General features: G+C 67.5%; 20 protein-coding genes. 17 read left to right on the top strand and 3 right to left on the bottom strand.

Going from position 1 to position 23985, the window contains the following annotated elements:
* Positions 1-377: 377 nt before the first annotated feature.
* Positions 378-1238 (bottom strand): pyridoxal kinase PdxY, encoded by an 861-nt coding sequence (gene pdxY, locus PL79_RS23910; RefSeq protein ID WP_044849114.1) that lies wholly within the window; start codon positions 1236-1238, stop codon positions 378-380.
* A gap of 174 nt (positions 1239-1412) precedes the next feature.
* Between pdxY and PL79_RS23905 the strand changes: the two genes are divergently transcribed.
* Positions 1413-2474 (top strand): alpha/beta fold hydrolase, encoded by a 1062-nt coding sequence (locus tag PL79_RS23905; protein WP_044849115.1) that lies wholly within the window; start codon positions 1413-1415, stop codon positions 2472-2474.
* 42 nt (positions 2475-2516) lie between these two features.
* On the opposite strand, the gene PL79_RS23900 is transcribed toward PL79_RS23905, so the two are convergent.
* Entirely contained in the window at positions 2517-3515 is a 999-nt protein-coding gene (locus PL79_RS23900; RefSeq protein WP_044849136.1) for an LLM class flavin-dependent oxidoreductase, read from the bottom strand.
* 641 nt (positions 3516-4156) lie between these two features.
* Between PL79_RS23900 and hpnI the strand changes: the two genes are divergently transcribed.
* The 16 genes from hpnI (at position 4157) to PL79_RS23810 (ending at position 22373) form a co-directional block, all read left to right on the top strand.
* Positions 4157-5332, top strand: coding sequence for a bacteriohopanetetrol glucosamine biosynthesis glycosyltransferase HpnI (gene hpnI, locus PL79_RS23895; RefSeq protein WP_044849116.1), 1176 nt, complete (start codon positions 4157-4159; stop codon positions 5330-5332).
* A gap of 167 nt (positions 5333-5499) precedes the next feature.
* Entirely contained in the window at positions 5500-6942 is a 1443-nt protein-coding gene (hpnJ, locus tag PL79_RS23890) for a hopanoid biosynthesis associated radical SAM protein HpnJ (protein ID WP_308234889.1), read from the top strand.
* 3 nt (positions 6943-6945) lie between these two features.
* A complete protein-coding gene (gene hpnK / locus PL79_RS23885) occupies positions 6946-7830 on the top strand; it encodes a hopanoid biosynthesis-associated protein HpnK (protein ID WP_044849118.1) in 885 nt (294 codons plus the stop codon).
* A complete protein-coding gene (locus PL79_RS23880) occupies positions 7827-8867 on the top strand; it encodes a lysylphosphatidylglycerol synthase domain-containing protein (RefSeq protein ID WP_044849119.1) in 1041 nt (346 codons plus the stop codon). Before hpnK ends, PL79_RS23880 begins: the two co-directional genes overlap by 4 nt.
* 88 nt (positions 8868-8955) lie before the next feature.
* Positions 8956-9513, top strand: coding sequence for a lipoprotein (locus PL79_RS23875; protein WP_044849120.1), 558 nt, complete (start codon positions 8956-8958; stop codon positions 9511-9513).
* 266 nt (positions 9514-9779) lie between these two features.
* Positions 9780-10469: an ABC transporter permease gene (locus tag PL79_RS23870; RefSeq protein WP_044849121.1), complete on the top strand. Its 690-nt coding sequence runs from the start codon at positions 9780-9782 to the stop codon at positions 10467-10469.
* Positions 10466-11179, top strand: coding sequence for an ABC transporter permease (locus tag PL79_RS23865; protein ID WP_044849122.1), 714 nt, complete (start codon positions 10466-10468; stop codon positions 11177-11179). The genes PL79_RS23870 and PL79_RS23865 overlap by 4 nt, the downstream gene beginning before the upstream one ends.
* 20 nt (positions 11180-11199) lie before the next feature.
* Positions 11200-12000 carry an ABC transporter ATP-binding protein gene (locus tag PL79_RS23860; protein WP_044849123.1) on the top strand — a complete coding sequence of 267 codons (801 nt, stop codon included), beginning with the start codon at positions 11200-11202 and terminating at the stop codon, positions 11998-12000.
* Between the two features lie 19 nt (positions 12001-12019).
* A complete protein-coding gene (locus tag PL79_RS23855) occupies positions 12020-13063 on the top strand; it encodes a GlxA family transcriptional regulator (RefSeq protein ID WP_044849124.1) in 1044 nt (347 codons plus the stop codon).
* Between the two features lie 947 nt (positions 13064-14010).
* Positions 14011-15243 (top strand): aspartate aminotransferase family protein, encoded by a 1233-nt coding sequence (locus PL79_RS23845; RefSeq protein ID WP_044849125.1) that lies wholly within the window; start codon positions 14011-14013, stop codon positions 15241-15243.
* A gap of 30 nt (positions 15244-15273) precedes the next feature.
* Entirely contained in the window at positions 15274-16326 is a 1053-nt protein-coding gene (aruF, locus tag PL79_RS23840; RefSeq protein ID WP_044849126.1) for an arginine/ornithine succinyltransferase subunit alpha, read from the top strand.
* A complete protein-coding gene (astA, locus tag PL79_RS23835; RefSeq protein WP_044849127.1) occupies positions 16323-17354 on the top strand; it encodes an arginine N-succinyltransferase in 1032 nt (343 codons plus the stop codon). Before aruF ends, astA begins: the two co-directional genes overlap by 4 nt.
* 7 nt (positions 17355-17361) lie before the next feature.
* Positions 17362-18825 carry a succinylglutamate-semialdehyde dehydrogenase gene (gene astD, locus PL79_RS23830; protein ID WP_044849128.1) on the top strand — a complete coding sequence of 488 codons (1464 nt, stop codon included), beginning with the start codon at positions 17362-17364 and terminating at the stop codon, positions 18823-18825.
* 14 nt (positions 18826-18839) lie between these two features.
* Positions 18840-20180: an N-succinylarginine dihydrolase gene (astB, locus tag PL79_RS23825; RefSeq protein ID WP_044849129.1), complete on the top strand. Its 1341-nt coding sequence runs from the start codon at positions 18840-18842 to the stop codon at positions 20178-20180.
* 7 nt (positions 20181-20187) lie between these two features.
* The gene (gene astE, locus PL79_RS23820; protein WP_193759873.1) at positions 20188-21222 is read left to right on the top strand and encodes a succinylglutamate desuccinylase; all 1035 of its coding nucleotides are present in this window, start codon (positions 20188-20190) and stop codon (positions 21220-21222) included.
* Between the two features lie 356 nt (positions 21223-21578).
* Positions 21579-22373, top strand: a complete 795-nt coding sequence (locus PL79_RS23810; RefSeq protein WP_044849131.1) for an ABC transporter substrate-binding protein — start codon at positions 21579-21581, stop codon at positions 22371-22373.
* A gap of 78 nt (positions 22374-22451) precedes the next feature.
* Here PL79_RS23810 and PL79_RS23805 read toward each other — a convergent pair whose 3' ends face one another.
* Positions 22452-23963, bottom strand: a complete 1512-nt coding sequence (locus tag PL79_RS23805; protein WP_044849132.1) for an HDOD domain-containing protein — start codon at positions 23961-23963, stop codon at positions 22452-22454.
* Positions 23964-23985 lie beyond the last annotated feature (22 nt).

The raw sequence follows: 23985 nt of genomic DNA, 5'->3' as shown, positions 1-23985 counted from the left end.
GGTCGTGCCGCCGCGAGCATAGCGAGAAATCGGTGTCATTCATGTGAAGTCCGGAAACGTTTGCAGGCGCGGCGTTGAACGGACAACGGCCGACGGTCGCGGTGCAACGGGCAGCGGGGACGCGGATAGCGGGAAAGCGGACAGCGGACAGCGGACAGCGGGAAAGCGGGAAAGCGGGAAAGCGGGAAAGCGGGAAAGCGGGAAAGCGGGAAAGCGGGAAAGCGGGAAAGCGGGAAAGCAGGAAAGCAGGACAGCAGGACAGCAGGACAGCAGGACAGCAGGACAGCAGGACAGCAGGACAGCAGGACAGCAGGACAGCAGGACAGCAGGACAGCAAATGGCGCTTGACGCGCGCCGGCGATGCGGATGCAGCGGCGTCAGGCGTCCGTCACCCACGCGCCGAACCATTCGCTCGGGCGCGCGATTTCGTCCTGCGCGGCGACAAGTTCGAGCTCGTAGCGGCGTGCGTCGTAGGTTGCCTTCACGACCGCGTGCACCGCCGCGAGCGTGTGCTCGAACGCGGCGCGCACCGAGTCGCCGCGCAACCGGCGCGCGACGAAAATGGCGCTCGTGAGGTCGCCGACACCGACCGGATGGCGCGGAAACGCATACAGCGGGCGCTGGCCGATCCACGCTTCGGTCTCGGTGACGGCGAGCATGTTGAAGCGGTCGGCCGGACTGCTGCGGTCGTGCAGGTGCTTGACGAGGATGATTTTCGGGCCGCGGCGGATCAGCGCGCGGCACGCGTCGACGGCTTCGGCGACGGTCTCGATGCGCCGCCCGGCGAGCTTCTGCAGCTCGGTGTGGTTCGGCGACATGCCGTCCGCGAGCGCCGGCATCTCCGCGACGATGAATTCCTCGACGCCGGGTTCGGGGCGGATGCCGCCCGTCTGGCCCATCGCCGGATCGCAGAAGTACCACGCGTTCGGGTTCATCGCCTTCACCGAGCGCACGATCTCGACCGTCGCGCGCGCCTGCGCCGGCGAACCGACGAAGCCGGACAGTACCGCGTCGCAGCGCTTGAGCGCGCCGATCGCGGCGACGCCGTCGACCAGCTGCTCCATCTTCGCGGCGTCGATCGCGCTGCCGGCCCAGTGGCCGTACTGCATGTGATTCGACAGCTGGACGGTGTTGAGCGGCCAGACGTTGACGCCGAGGCGCTGCATCGGGAACACGGCCGCGCTGTTGCCGGCGTGTCCGTAGATGACGTGCGACTGAATGCTGAGGACGTTTTTCATGAGCGTTCGCCTGCAGGCGTTTCAGGGTCTCGTCACACGATACCCGAGTTCGTCGCGTGCGCGGAAGTCGCTCGGCCGACGAGTGTTGCGCGCCGTCGTCAGCCCGACCGCGTAGAATCGCGGGGCGTGAAGCCGCCCGGCTGACCGCGTGCATTTCCCATTACCGTGAGCGCCATGCCTTCGAATTGCAAGATGTTCTCCCTCGCGCGCGCGGCCGTGCTCGGCGCGGGCGTCGCCGCCGCATGCGCGACGTCGGTCGCGGCCAACGTCCCGGCACCGGCCGGCAACGACGGGCCCGCGTACGGCCCTCGCCTGGAAGGCTTCGCCTATCCGGAGCCTGTGCATCGCTACGCGTTCGTGTCGCAGCGCGACACCCTCGAGATGATGTACATGGACGTGCAGCCGGCGCACCCGAACGGCCGCACCGTCGTGCTGCTGCACGGGAAGAACTTCTGCGCGGCGACCTGGGAAGACACGATCGGCGTGCTGAGCCGCGCCGGCTATCGCGTGATCGCGCCGGACCAGATCGGCTTCTGCAAGTCGTCGAAGCCCGAGCGCTACCAGTACAGCTTCCAGCAGCTCGCGCGCAACACGCATGCGCTGCTCGAGTCGGTCGGCGTGAAATCGGCGACGATCGTCGGCCATTCGACGGGCGGGATGCTCGCGATGCGTTACGCGCTGATGTACCCGAAGGCGACCGAGCAGCTCGTGCTGGTGAACCCGATCGGCCTCGAGGACTGGAAGGCGCTCGGCGTGCCGCCGCTGTCGGTCGACTACTGGTACGCACGCGAGCAGAAGACGACGGCGGACGGCATCCGCCGCTACGAGCAGGCGACCTACTACGCGGGCAAGTGGGCGCCGTCCTACGAGCGCTGGGTGCAGATGCTCGCCGGCATGTATCGCGGCCCGGGCCGCGACGCGGTCGCATGGAACTCGGCGCTGATCTACGACATGATCCTCACGCAGCCGGTGGTCTACGAACTCGGCGCGATACGCGTGCCGACGCTGCTGCTGATCGGCGACAAGGACACGACCGCGATCGGCAAGGACGTGGCGCCGCCGGACGTGCACGCGAAGCTCGGCCGTTACCCGGAACTCGCGAAACGCACGCAGGCGGCGATTCCCGGCGCGCAGCTCGTCGAATTCCCGGCGCTCGGGCACGCGCCGCAGATCCAGGATCCGGACGCGTTCCACAAGGCGCTGCTCGACGGGATGGGGGCGGTGCACCCGCAGTGACGCGCAGGCGGGCGCACCCGCCTGGGTGGGCCGCCCGCCGGGTCAGCGGGTTTCGTTCGCGAGTTCGTCGCGGATCTGCGCGGCCAGCTCGAACGAGCGCACGCGCGCGGCGTGATCGTAGATCTGCGCGGTGATGATCACCTCGTCCGCGCCGGTTTGCGCGATCCGGTCGCGCAGCTTGTCGCGCACCGTGTCGCGCGAGCCGACGGCCGCGAACGATAGCGCATGCGCGACGTTCGCGAGTTCGAATTCGCTCGCCTCGAGCGCGTCGACGGGCGGCGGCAGCTTGCCGGGCGTGCCGCGGCGCAGGTTGATGAACTGCTGCTGCAGCGACGTGAAGAGGCGCCGCGCCTCGTCGTCGGTATCGGCCGCGAACACGTTGACGCCGACCATCGCATGAGGCTTCGGCCACGCGGCCGACGGCCGGTACTGCGCGCGATAGACTTCGAGCGCGCGCATCAGGTAGTCGGGCGCGAAGTGCGACGCGAACGCGAACGGCAGCCCGAGCATCGCGGCGAGTTGCGCGCTGAAGAGGCTCGAACCGAGCAGCCACACGGGCACGTCCAGCCCCGCGCCGGGCACCGCGCGCACGCGCTGGCCGGGCACCGGTTCCGCGAAGTAGCGCTGCAGTTCGGCGACGTCGTCCGGAAACGAGTCGGCGCTGCCGATCAGGTCGCGGCGCAGCGCGCGCGACGTGGTCTGGTCGGTGCCGGGCGCGCGGCCGAGCCCGAGGTCGATGCGCCCCGGATACAGCGACGCGAGCGTGCCGAACTGCTCGGCGATCACGAGCGGCGCATGGTTCGGCAGCATGATCCCGCCCGAGCCGACGCGGATCGTCTTCGTCGCACCCGCCACGTGGCCGATCACGACGGCCGTCGCCGCGCTCGCGATGCCGGGCATGTTGTGATGTTCGGCGAGCCAGTAGCGGCGATAACCGAGGCGCTCCGCGTGCTGCGCGAGATCGACGGTGTTGCGGAACGCCTGCGCGGCGTCGGCGCCGGCGGGAATGGGGGCGAGATCGAGTACGGAAAACGGAATCATCGGGTTGCCTTCGGAAGGGAGGGGCGCGGTGATGCGCATGCGCAACAGATGGCGATGATTTTGCCAAAGGGTTCCGGAACGCGCTGGCGACGCGCGGATACCCATGCGCCTTTCAGGGGCGCAAGGTGGCGCGGGCAACTGTTGCAAAAATCAATCTAATCGCCGAATAATTGCCGATCTTTACGGCGATTGGGCATGTCTTCGCATCGACATACAAATTTCCACGAAACGTTTGATTTTCAAGGCTGCAATCCGCCTGCAAAGTGCTTACGCTAACGTGAACGAGGTGGCACCGGAATGGTTCCCCGGCCGCACAGCTTTGCCGAAATCGCAGCAGTCCGTTTCGCGTGGTGCCAAGCGCGGGGTGGCGCGGGCTGCTAAAATCCGGCGCCTGTCCATGTTGTGCCGACGGTAGCCATTAGAATCTTCCCGCATCCCGTCCGGGCATCGCGCGAGGATGTGCCACGCGATGCCGGGCATGGCCGCTTTCGGGGAAATGGGCCGTGCCTCCCCATTTACACAGACGCTGCTGGAACAAGGAGTCGGGTCGTGCCCGCGTTCGTTGCTGTCGGAATACCCAATCACGTTCAACCCGGTTCGATCTGTCGGCAGGGCGCCCGCGTCGCCGGAGGGCGTCGCGCATGACGCCGACCGTCACGCTGCTCGACTGGCTCCTGACCGTGTTCACGCTGGCTGCGGCCGGCTATGCGTTCGTCGCGGCGTTCGCGCCGCGCCCGCGCACGCCGCGCACCGCCGCGCGCGACGGTTTCGAGCCCGTGAGCGTGCTCAAGCCGCTGTGCGGCGCCGAGCCGCACCTGTACGAGAACCTCGCGACGTTCTGCGAACAGCGCCACCCGCGCCATGAAGTGCTGTTCGGGGTCGCGTCGGCATCCGATCCGGCGGTCGCCGTGGTCGAGCGGCTGCGCGCCGACTATCCGGAATGCGACATCACGCTCGTGATCGACGCGCGCGTGCACGGCAAGAACCTGAAGGTCAGCAACCTGATCAATCTCGCCGAACGCGCGAAGTACGGCCGCATCGTGATCGCGGACAGCGACATCGCGGTGAAGCCGGACTATCTGGAGCGCGTGACGGCGCCGCTCGCCGACGCGTCGGTCGGGGTCGTCACGTGCCTGTATCATGCGCGCAGCGTCGGCGGGTTCTGGACGCGGATCGGCGCGCAGTTCGTCGATGCCTGGTTCGCGCCGTCGGTACGGATCACGCACCTCGGCCGCTCGAGCCGCTTCGGCTTCGGCGCGACGCTGGCGCTCACGCGCGACACGCTCGAGCGGATCGGCGGTTTTCTCGCGTTGAAGGACGAGCTGGCCGACGACTTCTGGCTGGCCGAGCTGCCGCGCCGCCTCGGGCGGCGCACCGTGCTGTCCGAGGTCGAGGTCGCGACCGACGTGATCGAGCCGTCGTTCGGGCCGCTCTGGCACCGCGAGACGCGCTGGCTGCGCACGATCCGTTCGCTGAACCCGGCCGGCTTCGCGTTCCTGTTCATCACGTTTACCGCGCCGTGGCTCGCGATCGGCGCGGCGCTCGCGCTGCGTCTCGACGGCACTGTCGCCGGCACGCTGGCGGGTGGCGCGGCCGTGGTGGGCGCGTTCGGGCGGCTGGTGCTGCACGCGCGCGGCGAGGACGGCTGGCGCGCGTTCTGGCGCGACCTGCCGCTCGTCGCGGTGCGCGACACGCTGCTCGCGCTCGAATGGCTCGCGGCCGTGTTCGGCACGCACGTCGTGTGGCGCGGCGCGCGGATGACGGTCGTCGGCGGCGAACGCGCGACGGTGATCGTGGAAGGCGGGGACGGCCGCTGACGTACGTTTCCCGAAGGGAACCGGCGATGCGCCCGGTCCCGATCGAATCCGGCCCGAGGGCCGAGACGCGCCGCGCGGCCACGCCGCGCGACGCGACATGACAGAGAGGCGGGCGCCGGCAGGGCGGCCCGCGGTTGATTGACTGAATCGTTGAAACGAATCGAACTATGCAGGCTACCGGAGCATTCATGAAAACGCTGTTCTTGCAGGCCCCTTCGTATGACGGCTTCGACGGCGGAGCCGGCTCGCGCTATCAGGCGAAGCGCGAAATCCGTTCCTTCTGGTACCCGACGTGGCTCGCGCAGCCGGCCGCGCTCGTGCCGGGCAGCCGCGTCGTCGACGCGCCGGCCGACGGCCTGTCGGTCGAGGAAACGCTGAAGATCGCCAACGACTACGATCTCGTGATCATCCACACGAGTACGCCGTCGTTCCCGACCGACGCGATGTTCGCGCAGGATCTGAAGAAGATGAAGCCGTCGATGCTGGTCGGCATGGTGGGCGCGAAGGTGATGGTCGATCCGCACAACTCGCTCACGGCGAGCGACGCGATCGACTTCGTGTGCCGCGAGGAATTCGACTACACCTGCAAGGAAATCGCCGAAGGCAAGCCGTTCCCCGAGATCAAGGGCTTGAGCTGGCGCGCGAAGGACGGCTCGATCGAGCACAACGAAGCGCGTCCGATCCTCGAGAACATGGACGAACTGCCGTTCGTCGCGCCCGTCTACAAGCGCGACCTGAAGATCGACAACTACTTCATCGGCTACCTGAACTACCCGTACGTGTCGATCTACACGGGCCGCGGCTGCAAGTCGCGCTGCACGTTCTGCCTGTGGCCGCAGACGGTCAGCGGCCATCGCTACCGCACGCGCTCGGTCGAGAACGTGCTCGCGGAAGCGAAGTGGATCCGCGACAACATGCCGGAAGTGAAGGAACTGATGTTCGACGACGACACCTTCACCGACGACCTGCCGCGCGCCGAAGCGATCGCCATCGGCCTGGGCAAGCTCGGCATGACGTGGTCGTGCAACGCGAAGGCGAACGTGCCGTACAAGTCGCTGAAGATCATGAAGGAAAACGGCCTGCGCCTGCTGCTGGTCGGCTTCGAATCCGGCGACGACCAGATCCTCGTGAACATCAAGAAGGGCGTGCGCACCGATTTCGCGCGCCGCTTCAGCGCGGACTGCAAGAAGCTCGGCATCAAGATCCACGGCACCTTCATCCTCGGCCTGCCGGGCGAGACGCAGGACACCATCAAGAAGACGATCGAGTACGCGAAGGAAATCAATCCGCACACGATCCAGGTGTCGCTCGCCGCGCCGTATCCGGGCACGACGCTTTACAAGCAGGCCGTCGAGAACGGCTGGATGGAAGAGAACAAGACCATCAACCTGGTCAGCAAGGAAGGCGTGCAGCTCGCGGCGATCGGCTATCCGCACCTGTCGCGCGACGAGATCTATCACCATCTCGAGCAGTTCTATCGCCAGTTCTACTTCCGCCCGTCGAAGATCTGGGAGATCGTCCGCGAGATGCTGACGAGCTGGGACATGATGAAGCGTCGCTTGCGCGAAGGCGTCGAGTTCTTCCGCTTCCTGCGCGCGCACGAGGCCTGATTCGTGGCGACGCAGCGGGCGGCGCGGGCGCTGATCTTCACCGCGGACGACTTCGGGCTGCATCCGCGCGTCAACGCGGCGGTCGAGCGCGCGCATCGCGACGGCGTGCTGAACGCCGCGAGCCTGATGGTCGGTGCGTCCGCGGCGCAGGATGCGATCGAACGCGCGCGGCGCCTGCCGTCGCTCGCGGTCGGCCTGCATCTCGTCCTCGCGGACGGGCCGGCCACGCTGCCCGCGCATGACATTCCCGCGCTCGTCGGCCGCGACGGGCGCTTCGGCGATGCGATGGCGAAGGATGGCTGCCGCTTCTTCTTCCTGCCGCACGTGCGTGCGCAGCTGCGCCGCGAGATCCGCGCGCAGTTCGACGCGTTCGCGGCGAGCGGCCTGCCGCTCGACCACGTGAACGCGCACAAGCATTTCCACCTGCATCCGACCGTGCTGTCGATGATCATCGAGATCGGCCGCGACTACGGACTGCGTGCGGTGCGGCTGCCGTACGAAACGCGCGCGCCCGCGCTGCTCAAGCCGTGGATCGCGCTGGTGCGCGCGCGGCTCGACCGTGCGGGGCTCGCGCACAACGACTACGTGGTCGGGATCGAGCATACGGGCGCGATGGACGAGGCCGTGCTGCTCGACGCGCTCGCGGCATTGCCGCCCGGGGTCGGCGAGATCTACTGTCATCCGGCGGAAGCCGGCGACGGCCCGATCACGCCGACGATGGCCGCTTACCGGCCGGTCGACGAACTGGATGCGCTGCTGTCGCCGCGCGTCGCGGCCGCGCTGAAGGCCGCGGGCGTCGCGACCGGCGGTTTTGCCGACGTGTTCGGCCAGCCGGCGGCGCGGCGCGGCACGCACGCGTCGCGCGAAGCGGGGGCGCAGCCGTCATGACCAAGTGGATCAAATGGCTCGGCTGGCCGATCGGCATCGGGATCCTGCTCGCGCTCGGGCTGCACGAAGGCATCGGCGACGTGACGCGGATGCTCGAGCGCGCCGGCTTCGCGCTGCTGTGGCTCGTGCCGTTCCATGCGCTGCCGCTGCTGCTCGACGCGTATGCGTGGCACCAGCTGCTCGACCGGCGCGCGTCGCTGTCGTTCCTGTGGTGGGTCGCGACCGTACGCGAGGCGGTGAACCGGCTGCTGCCGGTGGTCGGGATCGGCGGCGAGCTGGTCGGGATCCGGATGGCGCGCTGGCAGGTGCCCGACGCGAGCCGCGTGACCGCGTCGGTGATCGTCGAGGTGCTGGTGACGATCGTCGTCCAGTATGCGTTCGCGGCGCTCGGCCTCGTGCTGCTGCTCGCGACGACGCACGACATGGGCGGCGGCACGATCGGCCTCGCGCTGCTGCTGACCCTGCCGCTGCCGGTGCTCGGCGTCGTGCTGATGCGGCGCGGCGGGATCTTCCATGCGATCGAGCGGTTCGCGGGGCGCCTGCTCGGCGATTCGCACCGGTTGCTGCAGGGCGTCGACGGCCGCCGCCTCGATGGCGACATCGACGCGCTGATGTCGCGCACGCCGCTGCTGTTCAGTGCGTTCTTCTGGCAGCTGTCCGGCTACGTGCTCGGCGCGCTCGAAATTTACTGGGCGCTCGCGCTGCTCGGTCATCCGGTCTCGATCGGCGGCGCGATCGCGATCGAGGCGATGACGCAGGCCGTGCGGCATGCGGCGTTCATGGTGCCGGGCGGTCTCGGCGTGCAGGAGGCGACCGTCGTGCTGCTCGCGCAGATGTTCGGCGTCGATCGCGAGACGGCGCTGTCGCTCGCGCTGGTCAAGCGCGGCCGCGAGGTGCTGTTCGGCTGTCTCGCGCTCGGGTCGTGGCAACTGGCCGAGCTGGTGCGCACGCGCCGCCGGATCAAGGCGGTGCCGGCCGGGCCGCGCGCCCCGCAAGCGGGCCGCGAGGCCCAGGTGCAAACCGAAACGACGCATTGATCACGAGACGGGCCGCGCGGTCCGTCTCGCGCTTTTGGCGTTGCGCGGGTATCCTTGCCGCGTGTTTTCTCGACGCGCATTTCTTCCAATGATCTTCCGTTTCCGGCTGCTTCCCGTCACGATGCTGGCCGCCGCGCTGGCGCTGACCGGCTGCGACGACAAGCAAGGCAATCTCGACGTGCAACGTATCAGGGACTTCTTCAACGCGATCAAGCCGGCGCCGCTGCTGCTCAAGGGGCTGAAGGCCGGCGTCTCGACCGAAGCCGATGTGCGCGCCACGATGGGCAAGCCCGAGACCGAGCGCGCGTTCACCGACGGCTCGAAGCGCCTCGAATACCCGCGTGGCCCGATGGGCAACCAGACCTGGTTCGTCGACCTCGACCCGGGCGGGTATTACACGGGCGCGACGCAGGTGCTGACCGCCGAGAACTTCGCGAAGGTGCGCCCGGGGATGACCGAGGACGAGGTGCGGCGCCTGCTCGGCAAGCCGGGCGACGTCGCGCAGTACCCGCTGAAGCCCGAGACCGTATGGAGCTGGCGCTGGCTCGAGGACGGCGTCAACACCGACGCGTTCTTCAACGTCCATTTCGGCCCGGACGGGCTTGTCTATACGACTTCGCGCTCCGACATCCTGAAAGGGCGCTGAACCCGCGTCCGGCGCTATATCGAAAAAGCGACCGGAAAATTGCAAAAAGTCCGCTTCCCTGCGTGTCATCCGACTGTCAGGAAGCGGCTTTTTTCCTTTTGAAACAGCGCGGTAGGCCGTGCCTGCAAATGGTGGGATGAATTGCTGCGACGCAGCAATCGCGCGCACGGTGATTTGAGGCAATCAATTTCGCTTGCGACTATCCGCGTCAGCCCGGCGCCGGACAGTGATGCGCGCCGGTGTTCACATCAACACTGGAGACGCGCGTGTTCCTTTACGGCTTTGGTCCTGTCCTCTGGGCCGGCACCGTGCAGACCATCGAGCTGTCGGTGCTGTCGCTCGCCGCTGCGGTGGCGCTGGGGCTGATCGGCGCGGTGGCGAAGCTGTCGCACAACCGGGTGCTGCGAGCGGTCGCGACCGGTTATACGACGCTGATCCGCTCGGTGCCCGATCTCGTCCTGATGCTGCTGTTGTTCTACAGCATCCAGATCTGGCTGAACCAGTTCACCGACCTCGTCGGCTGGGACCAGATCGACATCGACCCGTTCGTCGCCGGCGTGCTGACGCTCGGCTTCATTTACGGCGCGTACTTCACCGAGACGTTCCGCGGTGCGTTCCTGTCGGTGCCGCGCGGCCAGCTCGAGGCCGGCTCGGCGTACGGGATGAGCGGGCTGCGCGTGTTCGTGCGGATCATGTTTCCGCAGATGATGCGCTTCGCGCTGCCGGGCATCGGCAACAACTGGCAGGTGCTCGTGAAGGCGACCGCGCTGGTGTCGATCATCGGCCTCGCCGACGTCGTGAAGGCGGCGCAGGACGCGGGCAAGAGCACGTTCAACATGTTCTTCTTCATCCTCGTTGCGGCGCTGATCTACCTCGCGATCACGACCGTTTCCAACCTCGTGCTGATCCAGCTCGAGAAACGTTATTCCACGGGCGTGCGCCACGCAGAACTATGATCGAGATCCTCCAGGAATTCGGCCAGGCGTTCCTTTACTGGGACGGCCAGCGCCTCTCCGGCCTTGCGGTGACGCTGTGGCTGCTCGTCGCGTCGATTTCGCTCGGCTTCGTGTGCGCGGTGCCGCTCGCGGTCGCACGCGTGTCGAAGAAGAAGTGGCTGTCGATGCCGGTGCGGTTCTACACGTACGTGTTCCGCGGCACGCCGCTCTACGTGCAGCTGCTGTTGCTGTACACGGGCATGTACAGCCTCGAGTTCGTGCGCTCGCACTCGCTGCTCGACGCGTTCTTCCGCAGCGGCTTCAACTGCGCGATCCTCGCGTTCGCGCTGAACACCTGCGCGTACACGACCGAGATCTTCGCGGGTGCGATTCGTGCGATTCCGCACGGCGAGGTCGAGGCGGCGCGTGCGTACGGGATGTCGCCGTTCACGATGTATCGCCGGGTGATCCTGCCGTCGGCGCTGCGCCGTGCGTTGCCGCTGTACAGCAACGAGGTGATCCTGATGCTGCACGCGACCACCGTTGCATTCACGGCGACCGTGCCCGACATCCTGAAGGTCGCGCGTGACGCCAATTCGGCGACCTACATGGCGTTCCAGTCGTTCGGGATCGCCGCACTGATCTATCTTGCGGTATCGTTCGCACTCGTCGCGGCATTTCGCCGGGCGGAGCGCCACTGGCTCGCGTATCTCGCGGCCGGCCGTCATTGATTTCATTCGAGGAGAGCCAGATGGCCGAGATCACTCAAACGAGCGCGTCCGCTTCCACCAAGCTTGCCGCGGTCGACATTCACAAGCGCTATGGCGACAACGAGGTGCTCAAGGGCGTGTCGCTGAACGCGAAGGCCGGCGACGTCATCAGCATCATCGGCGCCAGCGGTTCCGGCAAGAGCACGTTCCTGCGCTGCATCAATTTTCTCGAGCGGCCGAATGCGGGGCAGATCGTCGTCGACGGCGAGGCCGTGCGCACGAAGACCGACCGCGCCGGTGCGCTCGAGGTGGCCGATCACAAGCAGCTGCAGCGCATCCGCACCAAGCTCGCGATGGTGTTCCAGCACTTCAATCTGTGGGCGCACATGAACGTGCTCGAGAACGTGATGGAAGCGCCGGTGCACGTGCTCGGCATTGCGAAGAAGGAAGCCGAGGAGCGTGCGCGCGAGTACCTGGAGAAGGTCGGTTTGCCGCCGCGCGTCGAGAAGCAGTATCCGTCGCATCTGTCGGGTGGCCAGCAGCAGCGTGTCGCGATCGCGCGGGCGCTGGCGATGCATCCGGACGTGATGCTGTTCGACGAGCCGACGTCGGCGCTCGATCCGGAGCTCGTCGGTGAGGTGCTGAAGGTGATGCAGAAGCTGGCCGAGGAAGGCCGCACGATGATCGTCGTCACGCACGAGATGGGTTTCGCGCGCAACGTGTCGAATCACGTGATGTTCCTGCATCAGGGGCGGACCGAGGAAGAGGGTGATCCGAAGGAGGTGCTGGTGCGTCCGCAGAGCGAGCGTCTGAAGCAGTTCCTGTCGGGTAGCCTCAAGTAACGCAAAGGGCGTTTCATACGTGGTACCGGTGTCTCGTCCCGCAGGCGCCACCCGCACGACGCAGGTGGCGATCGTTGCATTGCCGCCCGTGTCGATGTCGGGTGTGGGTCCGATCGTCGATGCGTTGCATCTCGCGAACGAGATCGACGGGCGCTTGCTGTATCGCTGGCAGGTGTGTTCGTGGGACGGGCGGCCGGTGCCGCTCGCCGGCGGCGCGCAGTGGCATGCCGATGCGGCGTTCAACGATGCGATCGCGTGCGACTGGCTGATCGTCGTGTCGGAGCGATTTCAGCAGTTTGCCGACTATCGGTTGTTTCTCGCGAGTCTCGCGCGGGTGGGGCAGCGCACGCCGGTCGTCACGGGGATTCACCACGGCGTGTGGTGGCTCGCGATGGCCGGGCAGCTTTCCGGATATCGCGTGAGCGTGAACTGGGAGACGTATCAGCAGTTCGCCGAACAGTTCGAGCGGTCGATCGTCACGCAGCAGATCTTCGAGATCGATCGCGATCGGGCGACCTGTGCGGGCGGGCAGGCGACCGTCGATTTCATGCTGGCCATGATCGGCCGGGAACACGGGGCGGATCTGGGTGAGCGCATTGCCGATGCGCTCGGGGCCGGCACGCTGCGCAGCGGCGAGGAGCGCCAGCGGATTCCTTTTGTGACCGCGCCCGGTGAGCGGCATCCTCGGCTGAACGATGCGTTGCTTTTGATGGAAGCCAATGTCGAGGATCCTTTGACGACCGATGAGATCGCCGGGCTCGTCGGCGTGTCGCGGCGGCAGCTCGAGCGGCTCTTTCGACAGTATCTCGGGGCGATGCCCTCCAAGTATTACCTCAATCTTCGGTTGCTCAAGGCTCGCACGCAGTTGCAGCGGACCAGCAAGTCGGTCGTTCAGGTGAGCCTCGCCTGTGGGTTTTCTTCTGCTGCGCACTTTTCCAATGCGTATCGCGAGAGGTTTGGGGTCACGCCTCGGGAGGATCGGAGAGCCTGGCTCGAGAAGCAGACCGGCGGTGGGGGGGAGCCTCGCGGGGGCGCGCTTGTTGAGCGGGGTGGCAAGGATTGATTCTGTTTTTTGTGGTGCGCTTGCATTTGTCGTGAAGCACCTGCGATCGTGTCGGTCTATTAGCGTCGCCCTGCGCGGGGCGGCGGTTACTTTTTTTGTCTTGCCAAAGAAAAGTAACCAAAAGAAAGGCCCGGGATAACGCATGACTTCCCGGTGCCATGGCACCGGAGTGGCCCTCGCCTAAGTGTCCGCGCCAGTCGGGAACCCGGAGTGGTTCGAGCAATGGTTCTGACACCACTCCCTACGCAACGGAGCGGTATACCGCCCGCTAGCTCCATCCTCGCTATGCTCGGCTGCAAGGTTCTTCGGCCGCAATTCATCCGCTCGCGCCACACATGGACACCCACTGATCAGTTCCCCAAATCAGTGGGGTGCCGCTGCACCGCAACGACGAGTTCAATTTATTGAATTCATGCGCCACCCGCCGCAATTGTGGAAGCCAATCAACCGACAGCTTTCAAAGCGGAGCGTGTGGACCTGTCGACCGAGCGAAGCGAGGGCGGAGCTAGCGGGCGGTATACCACTCCGCGGGGTGGTGAGTGGTGTCAGAACCATTGCTCGAACCACTCCGGGTTCCTGACTGGCGCGGACACTTAGGCGAGGGCCACTTGGTGGACTACGGCACCGGGAAGTCATGCGTTATCCGGGCGCCTTTCTTTTGGTTACTTTTCTTTGCAAGACAAAGAAAAGTAACCGCCGCCCCGCGCAGGGCGACGCTAATAGACCGACACGATCACAGGTGCTTCACGACAAACGGCGAGCGCACCGCCAAAAAACCGCGAAAACAGCAACCGAGCACAAAACGCCACCACCCCCACCGGGGAGAGGCAAAATAAAGCGCCCTATCCGCTTCCGATAGAACCCGTCGCAATTCCGCAAGACGCTTGCGTCACCCTTACCTAAACTTGATCCTGTTGAACCCTCTTACGAAACCGAAAGGAACGACCATGACGACCTCGACCGTGACCCGCCAGACATTCGACGAAGTGATGGTGCCGGTATTCTCCCCCGCGCCGTTCGTGCCGGACCGTGCAGAGGGCTCGCGCGTGTGGGACACGGCCGGCCGCGAATACGTGGATTTCGCCTGCGGCATCGCCGTCACGTCGCTCGGCCACGGCCACCCGGAACTGCTGAAGGTCCTGGACGAACAAGGCCGCAAGCTCTGGCACATCGGCAACGGCTACACGAACGAGCCGGTGCTGCGCCTCGCGAAGCGCCTCGAAGCGCTGACCTTCGCCGACCGTGCATTCTTCGCGAACTCGGGCGCGGAAGCGAACGAAGCCGCCCTCAAACTCGCGCGCCGCGTCGCATTCGACCGCCACGGCGCCGACAAATACGAAATCGTGTCGTTCGTCCAGTCGTTCCACGGCCGCACGTTCTTCACGGTCAGCGTCGGCGGCCAGCCGAAATACTCGGAAGGCTTCGGCCCGGTGCCGGAAGGCATCAAGCACCTGCCGTTCAACGACATCGAAGCGGCCAAGGCCGCGATCGGCCCGCAAACCTGCGCGGTGATCGTCGAGCCGGTGCAGGGCGAAGGCGGCGTGATCCCGGCCGATCCGGCCTTCCTGAAGGCACTGCGCGAAGCGTGCGACGCCAACGACGCAGTGCTGATCTTCGACGAAGTGCAGACGGGCGTCGGCCGCACGGGCCAGTTCTACGCATACATGGACACGGGCGTCACGCCGGACATCCTCACGACCGCGAAGGCACTCGGCAACGGTTTCCCGATCGGCGCGATGCTGACGACGAACGAACTGGCCGCCCACTTCAAGGTCGGCGTGCACGGCACGACGTACGGCGGCAACCCGCTCGCGTCGGCGATCGCGGACAAGGTCGTCGAGCTGATCGGCGACCCGGCGCTGCTCGAAGGCGTGCGCGAACGCAGCGTGCGCCTGAAGGGCGCGCTGGAACGCATCAACGCACGCTTCGGCATCTTCAAGGACATCCGCGGCAAGGGCCTGCTGGTCGGCGCGGAACTCACCGCCGCATTCGACGGCCGCGCGAAGGACTTCGTCACCGCCGCCGCCGAGAACGGCCTGATCATGCTGATCGCGGGCCCGAACGTGCTGCGCTTCGTGCCGTCGCTCGTGATCCCGTTCGACCTGCTCGACGAAGGCGTGAAGCGCTTCGAGAAGGCAGTCGAGCAGGTGCTCGCGGCCCAGGAAGCCACCGCGCGCTGATCGGCGCGCCCATCGCAGACAGGAACGACGATGCTATTTGTTCGCCCCGGCAAACTCACGGATCTCGATGCGCTCGCGCACATGGCGCGCACCGCGCAGCCGGTCCTGCACTCGCTGCCGCACGATCGCGCGGCGCTCGAAGCGCGCGTGGCGCTCTCCGAGGATTCGTTTCGCGCGGACGTCGACTTCGCCGGCGAGGAGTTCTATCTCTTCGTGCTCGAGGATTCGTCGACGGGCAAGCTGCTCGGCACGGCGAGCATCGTGGCCGCGGCCGGCTACTCGGAACCGTTCTACGCATTCCGCAACGATGCACTGATCCACGCGTCGCGCGAGCTGCACGTGAACCGCAAGATCCATGCGCTCACGATGTCGCACGAGCTGACCGGCAAGAGCCGGCTGGCGGGCTTCTACGTCGATCCGTCGCTGCGCGGCGACGCGGCCGCGCACCTGATCTCGCGTGCGCGGATGATGTACATCGCCGCGAACCGCCGCCGCTTCACGCCGGAAGTGTTCACGCTGCTGCTCGGCGTGAGCGACAGCACGGGCGCATCGCCGTTCTGGGAAGCGGTGGGCCGCAAGTTCTTCGGCCGCAACTTCACCGACGTCGACATCGCGTCGGGCGGCCGCAGCCGCACGTTCATCGCGGAAGTGATGCCGGCGTATCCGCTCTACGTGCCGCTGCTGCCGGAAGCCGCGCAGCGCGTGCTCGGCGAGCCGAACGAAACGGCGCTGCTCGCGTACGACATCCATCTCGAGGAAGGCTTCGAGCCGGACCGCTTCGTCGACATCTTCGACGCGGGCCCCGTGCTGACCGCGCAGGTCGACCGCACCGCATGCGTGAAGCACGGCGCGGAGCGCACGGTGCGCGAAGCCGCGCATCAGCAGGGCGACGTCGCATACATGGTGTCGACCGGCAGCGGCGAATCGTTCCGCTGCGTGCTGGCCGACCTGCCGGGCGATACGGCCGACGCGCCGCTCGCCGGCGACGTGCGCGCGGCGCTCGATGTGAAGGATGGTGATGTCGTGCGCTGCGTGCCGCTGCACCGCCGCGACGATGAAGACATGAAGGGAGACGCAGCATGATCGTCGTTCGGGTCGTACAAACGGGCGACGTCGACGCGCTCGTGTCGCTCGCGAAGGAAACCGGGCCGGGCCTGACCACGTTCAAGCCCGATCGCGACGCGCTCGCCGCGCGCATCGAACGCACGCGCCGCACGCTCGACGGCGAGGCCGCGCCGGGCGAGGCCGGCTACTTCTTCGTGATGGAAGAATCGAAGACGGGCGACATCGCGGGCGTGTGCGGGATCGAGACGCAGGTCGGCCTCGAACAGCCGTTCTACAACTATCGCGTGAGCACGGTCGTGCACGCGAGCCAGGAACTCGGCGTGTGGACGCGGATGTCCGCGCTCAACATCTCGCACGACCTGACGGGCTACGCGGAAGTGTGCTCGCTGTTCCTGAGCCCGCGTTACCGCACGGGCGGGGTCGGCGGCCTGCTGTCGCGCTCGCGTTTCATGTTCATCGCGCAGTTCCGGGAACGCTTCCCGGAACGCATCTGCGCGGAACTGCGCGGCCACTTCGACGAGGACGGCACGTCGCCGTTCTGGCGCGCGGTCGGTTCGCACTTCTACCAGATCGATTTCAACGCGGCGGACTACCTCAGCTCGCACGGCCGCAAGTCGTTCCTCGCGGAACTGATGCCGCGCTATCCGGTGTACGTCGACCTGCTGCCGCAGGACGCGCAGGACGCGGTCGGCCTCACGCACCGCGACACGCTGCCGGCCCGCAAGATGCTCGAGGCCGAAGGGCTGCGCTACCAGAACCACGTCGACATCTTCGACGCGGGCCCGGTGCTCGAATGCCACATCAACGACCTGCGCACGGTGCGCGAGAGCGTCGTCGTGCCGGTCGCGATCGGCGTGCCCGACGTGCGGGACGATATGCCGAAGTCGCTCGTATCGAACACGTCGCTCGGCGATTTCCGCGTCGGCGTCGCGCCGGGCGTGGTCGTGAACGGGTCGTTCGTGCTGTCGGCCGACGATGCCGCCGCGCTCGACGTGAAGGCCGGCGATCCGGTCCGCGTGCTGCCGCTCAAAGTCAAACAGGGATAAACGAATCATGACGGAACTCTTCATCGACGGCGCCTGGGTCGCAGGCTCGGGCCCCGTCTTCGCTTCGCGCAACCCGGGCACCGACGCGATCGCATGGCAGGGCGAAAGCGCGTCGGCGGCCGACGTCGACCGCGCGGTCGCGAGCGCGCGCCGCGCGTTCGCCGGCTGGTCGGCGCTCGACTTCGAAGCGCGCTGCGAAATCGTCAAGCGCTTCGCCGCGCTGCTCACCGAACGCAAGGAAGCGATCGCGACCGCGATCGGCCGCGAGACGGGCAAGCCGCTGTGGGAAGCCCGCACCGAAGTCGCGGCGATGGCCGCGAAGGTCGGCATCTCGATCCAGGCCTACCAGGAACGCACCGGCGAGAAGCGCCAGGACATGGCCGACGGCGTCGCGGTGCTGCGCCATCGCCCGCACGGCGTCGTCGCGGTGTTCGGTCCGTACAACTTCCCCGGCCATTTGCCGAACGGTCATATCGTGCCGGCGCTGATCGCGGGCAACACGGTCGTGTTCAAGCCGTCGGAGCTCGCGCCGGGCGTTGCGCGCGCGACGGTCGAGGTGTGGCAGGAAGCCGGTCTGCCGGCCGGCGTGCTGAACCTCGTGCAGGGCGAGAAGGACACGGGCATCGCGCTCGCGAATCACCGGCAGATCGACGGGCTGTTCTTCACCGGCAGCTCGGATACCGGCACGCTGCTGCACAAGCAGTTCGGCGGCCGTCCGGAAATCGTGCTCGCGCTCGAGATGGGCGGCAACAACCCGCTCGTGATCGGCGAAGTCGAGGACGTCGACGCGGCCGTGCATCACACGATCCAGTCGGCGTTCCTGTCGGCCGGCCAGCGCTGCACGTGCGCACGCCGCATCTTCGTGCCGCAGGGCGCGTTCGGCGACCGCTTCCTCGCACGCTTCGCCGACGTCACGTCGAAGATCACGGCCGACGTGTTCGACGCCTATCCGCAGCCGTTCATGGGCGCGGTGATCTCGGCACGCGCGGCCGCCAAGCTCGTCGACGCGCAGTCGCGCCTGATCGAGCAGGGCGCGCAGCCGATCATCGCGATGACGCAGCGCGATCCGCGCCTCGGCTTCGTGAACGCGTCGATCATCGACGTGACCGGCGTGGCGAACCTGCCCGACGAAGAGCACTTCGGCCCGCTCGCGCAGATCGTCCGCTACGCGACGTTCGACGAAGCGATCGAGCGCGCGAACGACACGGCGTTCGGCCTGTCGGCCGGCCTGCTCGCCGACGACGCCAACGCATGGGACCACTTCCGCCGCACGATTCGTGCGGGGATCGTCAACTGGAACCGCCCGACCAACGGCGCATCGTCCGCCGCGCCGTTCGGCGGCACGGGCCGCTCGGGCAACCATCGGCCGAGCGCGTACTACGCGGCCGACTATTGCGCATATCCGATGGCGTCGGTGGAAAGCACCCAACTGACCTTGCCCGCGAGCCTGTCGCCGGGCCTGCATTTCTGATCGAGGGAACGACGATGAACGCACAAGAAGCCAATTTCGACGGACTCGTCGGCCCGACCCACAACTACGCCGGGCTGTCGTTCGGCAACGTGGCGTCGCTCAACAACGAGAAGTCGGCCGCGAATCCGAAGGCCGCCGCGAAGCAGGGGCTGCGCAAGATGAAGCAGCTCGCGGATCTCGGCTTCGCGCAAGGCGTGCTGCCGCCGCAGGAGCGCCCGTCGCTGCGCCTGCTGCGCGAGCTCGGCTTCTCCGGCAAGGACGCGGACGTGATCGCGAAGGCCGCGAAGCAGGCGCCCGAGCTGCTCGCCGCGGCGAGCTCGGCGTCGGCGATGTGGACCGCGAACGCGGCGACCGTCAGCCCGTCGGCCGACACGAGCGACGGCCGCGTGCACTTCACGCCGGCCAACCTGTGCAGCAAGCTGCATCGCGCGATCGAGCACGAAGCGACGCGCCGCACGCTGTCGACGCTGTTCGCCGACCCCGCGCACTTCGCGGTGCACGAGGCGCTGACGGGCACGCCGGCGCTCGGCGACGAGGGCGCGGCCAACCACACGCGCTTTTGCGCCGAATACGGCCTGCCGGGCGTCGAGTTCTTCGTGTACGGCCGCGCGGAATACCGACGCGGCGTGGAGCCGAAGCGCTTCCCGGCGCGCCAGACCTTCGAGGCGAGCCGCGCGGTCGCGCATCGCCACGGTCTCGCCGAAACGGCGACGGTCTATGCGCAGCAGGATCCGGACGTGATCGATGCAGGCGTGTTCCACAACGACGTGATCTCGGTCGGCAACCGCGACACGCTGTTCACGCACGAGCGCGCGTTCGTCAACAAGCAGGCGATCTACGACACGCTGACGGCCACGCTCGACGCGCGCGGTGCGCGGCTGAACGTGATCGAGGTGCCCGATGCGGCCGTGAGCGTGAACGATGCGGTCACGTCGTACCTGTTCAACAGCCAGCTGCTGTCGCGCGCGGACGGCTCGCAAGTGCTCGTCGTGCCGCAGGAATGCCGCGAGAACGCGAACGTTGCCGCCTATCTCGACCAGCTCGCGGCCGGCAACGGCCCGATCCGCGACGTGCTCGTGTTCGACCTGCGCGAAAGCATGAAGAACGGCGGCGGCCCGGCTTGCCTGCGCCTGCGCGTCGTGCTGAACGACGCCGAGCGTGCGGCCGTCACGTCGAACGTGTGGATCAACGACACGCTGTTCGCGTCGCTCGACGCGTGGATCGAAAAGCACTACCGCGACCGTCTCGCACCGGAAGACCTCGCCGATCCGACGCTGCTCGACGAATCGCGCACGGCGCTCGACGAGCTCACGCAGATCCTGCGCGTCGGGTCGCTGTATGACTTCCAGCGCTGAGTCCCGCATGCCGGCCGCCGTGCTGCTCGACGACTTCCTCGCGTTCACGCTCGCGGGCGGCGCGCCGGCCTCCGACGGCGGCGTGTGCGCGAACGGCGCGGTGCGCTGGCATTGGCTCGGCGACGGGCTGCTCGCGCTCGAGCCGGCAGCGGACGAAGCGGGCGCTGCGGCGCGTGCGAGCGTGCTCGTGTCGGCCGGCGTGCATGGCGACGAGACCGCGCCGATCGAGCTGCTGTCGATGCTCGTGCGCGATCTCGCGGCGGGCACGCTGCCGCTCGCGTGCCGGCTGCTCGTCGTGCTCGGCAACGTGCCGGCGATGCGCGCGGGCGCACGCTATCTCGACGACGACCTGAACCGCCTGTTCAGCGGCCGTCACGCGCAAGTGCCCGCGAGCCGCGAAGCGCCGCGCGCGGTGCAGCTCGAAGCGGCTGCCGCCGCGTTCTTCGCGGCCGCGCCGGCAGGCAGCGCGCGCTGGCACGTCGACATGCACACGGCGATCCGCGCATCGGTGTTCGAACAGTTCGCGCTGCTGCCCCACACGGGCACGCCGCCGACGCGCAAGATGGTCGAATGGCTCGGCGATGCGCGCATCGCGGCCGTGCTGCTGCATACCGCGAAGGGCAACACGTATTCGCATTACACGGCCGAGCACTGCGGCGCGCTCGCGTGCACGCTCGAACTCGGCAAGGTGCGGCCGTTCGGCCAGAACGACCTGTCGCGCTTCGCGCCGGCGGACCGTGCGGTGCGCAGGCTCGTGTCCGGTGCGCCGCGCGACGTCGACGCCGCGTTGCCGCGCGTGTTCACCGTGATCGACCAGATCACGAAGCAGAGCGATGCGCTCGAGCTGTTCGTCGCGGCCGACGTCGCGAATTTCACCGCGTTCGCGCGCGGTACCGTGCTCGCGCAGGACGGCGACTACCGCTACACGGTGCAGCACGACGAGGAGCGCATCGTGTTTCCGAATCCGGCTGTCAAGCCGGGCCTGCGCGCGGGCCTGCTCGTGGTCGATACGACGCGCGAGACGCTGGCCGCACTCGTCTGATCCAAGGCTGGTGGCGCGTGGCTGCGGGGGCCGCGGCCCCCGCATCGTCCGGCCGCATTTCCCTTTTTTGCGATCGACGCCCGCATGCCGCGCAGACGGCCCGTGCGTCGCGCTTGCGTATTTGCGACATCGTCTTGCAAGTTCGACGGCGCACCCTGCCGTCATCGTGCACGCAGCGCAGCATCGCGGGCCGGCGGCCGCTTTGCCATGCCGGGCCGCGCGGATTGGTACAATCGCGGCCTTGCGGCTGTTGCGCCGCATCAAGGCGCGGCATCGGCATTGGCGTCGTCATCCGACCCTGCGATGATGCATGCGCCCGTAGTTCCGGAACATTCGAGTATCGAGGAGAACACCTGATGAAGTTGGATTGGCGTAAAGTGGCCGCGCACGCGGTAGTGGCGGCATCGGCCGTGGCGGCAGGCAGCGCGATGGCAGCGGATCTGAAGGAGATCCGGTTCGGCGTCGAGGCCTCGTACGCGCCGTTCGAATACAAGACGCCCGACGGCAAGCTGACCGGCTTCGACATCGACATCGGCAACGCGGTGTGCGCGAAGCTGAAGACGAAGTGCGTGTGGGTCGAGAACGACTTCGACGGCCTGATCCCCGCGCTGCAGGCGCGCAAGTTCGACGCGATCAACTCGGACATGACGATCACCGACCAGCGCAAGCACGCGATTGCGTTCACCGATCCGATCTACACGATCCCGAACCAGCTGATCGCGAAGCAGGGCAGCGGCCTGCAGCCGACCCCGCAAGCACTGAAGGGCAAGCGCGTCGGCGTGCTGCAGGGCACGATCCAGGAAGCGTACGCGAAGAAGAAGTGGGCGCCGGCCGGCGTCGAAGTCGTGCCGTACCAGACGCAGGACCTGGCCTACGCCGACCTGAAGTCGGGCCGTCTCGACGCGGCGTTCCAGGATTCGGAGGCGGGCTCGAAGGGCTTCCTGTCGAAGCCGCAAGGCCAGGGCTTCGGCTTCGCCGGCGGCACGGTCAGCGATGCCGAGATCCTCGGTTCGGGCGTCGGCTTCGGCCTGCGCAAGAACGACGCGGCGCTGAAGACCGCGCTCGATCAGGCGCTGAAGGAACTGAAGGCCGACGGCACGATCGACAACCTCGCGAAGAAGTACTTCAGCGTGCCGGTCACGCTCAAGTAAGCATTTCGATCCGTCGTACCTGCAGCCGGCCGCTTTTGCGGCCGGTTTGCTTTTGGGGCGCCGCCCGCATCACGCCGATTACGCGGGAAAGAACCGCCCCAGTTCGCGCGCGAGTTCGTTGAGCACGCTCATCTCCTGCTGCGTGATCTTGCGCGCCGGCTGCGCGCCGGCCCAGTCGCCGTACAGCAGGCCGACCGTTTTCGCGCCGACGCGCACCGGCAGCAGCACGAACGCGCGCGTGTCCGGAAGCGCGTCGAGATACCACGCGGGCAGGCGCTTCACCATCTTCGGGTCCTGCGCCTGCTCGATGAAGATGCCGACCGAGTTCGTGATCGCGAGATGGAACACGTCCGGCTCGAAGCGCTCGTCGAAGCACAGCCGGTCGAGCGCCGCATCGACGCCCGGGCCGAAGCCGAGACGCGCGGCGAACGCGCCGTCTTCCCGGCGCACGAACATCACGGTGCGCGTGAACGCGAGGCCCGCGAGCAGGCTTTCCGACGCGAGCGCGAGCACAGGCGTCAGCACGTGCTCGGACGGCAGCGCGCGCAGGTCCGCGAGACCGGCCTCGAGGCATGCCTCGGGATCGGGCTGCGCCCGCGCGATCGCGTCGGCGTTCGCGCGCAGCTCGACGATCTCGCGCATCACGGTGTCGCTCGCTTCCTCGGATGCGAGCCGGTCGGCGATCGCCACCAGCGCGTCGGCGTCGATGTCCAGCTCCTGGCTGTAGTGCTGCGCGAGCACCGCGATGTGCGCGTCGCGCTGCGGCCCCGCGGGCATCGCGAGCGCACCGGCGACATCGGTCGAGCAGCGGCTCACCGCGCGCAGCCAGCGTACGCGGCCGGGGCTGTCGTCGGCGCACGCGTCGCGGGAGCGCTGGCGGTCGGCGTCGTCATCGTCCTCGTCGAGGCTCGCGGCATGCGCGGTACGGCCGTCGTCGTCGGCCATCCCGGCGCGGATCACGTCGGGCAGCCGCCAGCTCGCGGCGGCTTCCAGGCCGATCTCGTCGAAGCCGACGCCGAGCACGTCGATGCACGCGGCCGCATCGTCGCCGTCCAGCTCGGCGGCGCGACGGCGGATCCGGTCCCATTCGCTGTCGAGATAGCAGACCACCAGCAGCTTGCCGACCTGGCGCATCAGCGTGCAGACGACGGCTTCCTCGCCGCCGCGCAGCTCCGCGTGCTCGGTGAGCTTGCGGGCGACGCAGCCGGACAGCAGCGCGCGGTTCAGCTCGAGCTTCGCGTCGATGCGGCGCGGCGTGCTGTGGTGGAAGTGATCGACGAGCTTCAGCCCGACGACCAGATGGCCGACCGTGTCCATGCCGAGCACCATCAGCGCCCGCGTGACGGTCGTGATGTTGCCGCCGAACGCCATGTACATCGCGGAATTGGCGAGCCGCAGGACTTTCTGCGTGAGCGCGAAATCCGACAGCACGACGCGCACGAGCGCGGTGAAGTCGAGGTCGTCGTTCTTCATCGCGGCCATCGTCGCGCGCAGCGACTCCGACAGCAGCGGGAAGTCGCCCCGTTCGTTCATCCGGGCCCACAGCTTGTCGAGCAGCGCCGTGCGGGGCAGGTGTGCGGTGATTGACATACGGATCTATCCGGTTCGCCGC

Source organism: Burkholderia sp. USMB20, assembly GCF_000949135.2.
Lineage (GTDB): Bacteria > Pseudomonadota > Gammaproteobacteria > Burkholderiales > Burkholderiaceae > Burkholderia.
This window is presented reverse-complemented; position numbering and strand designations above follow the sequence as displayed.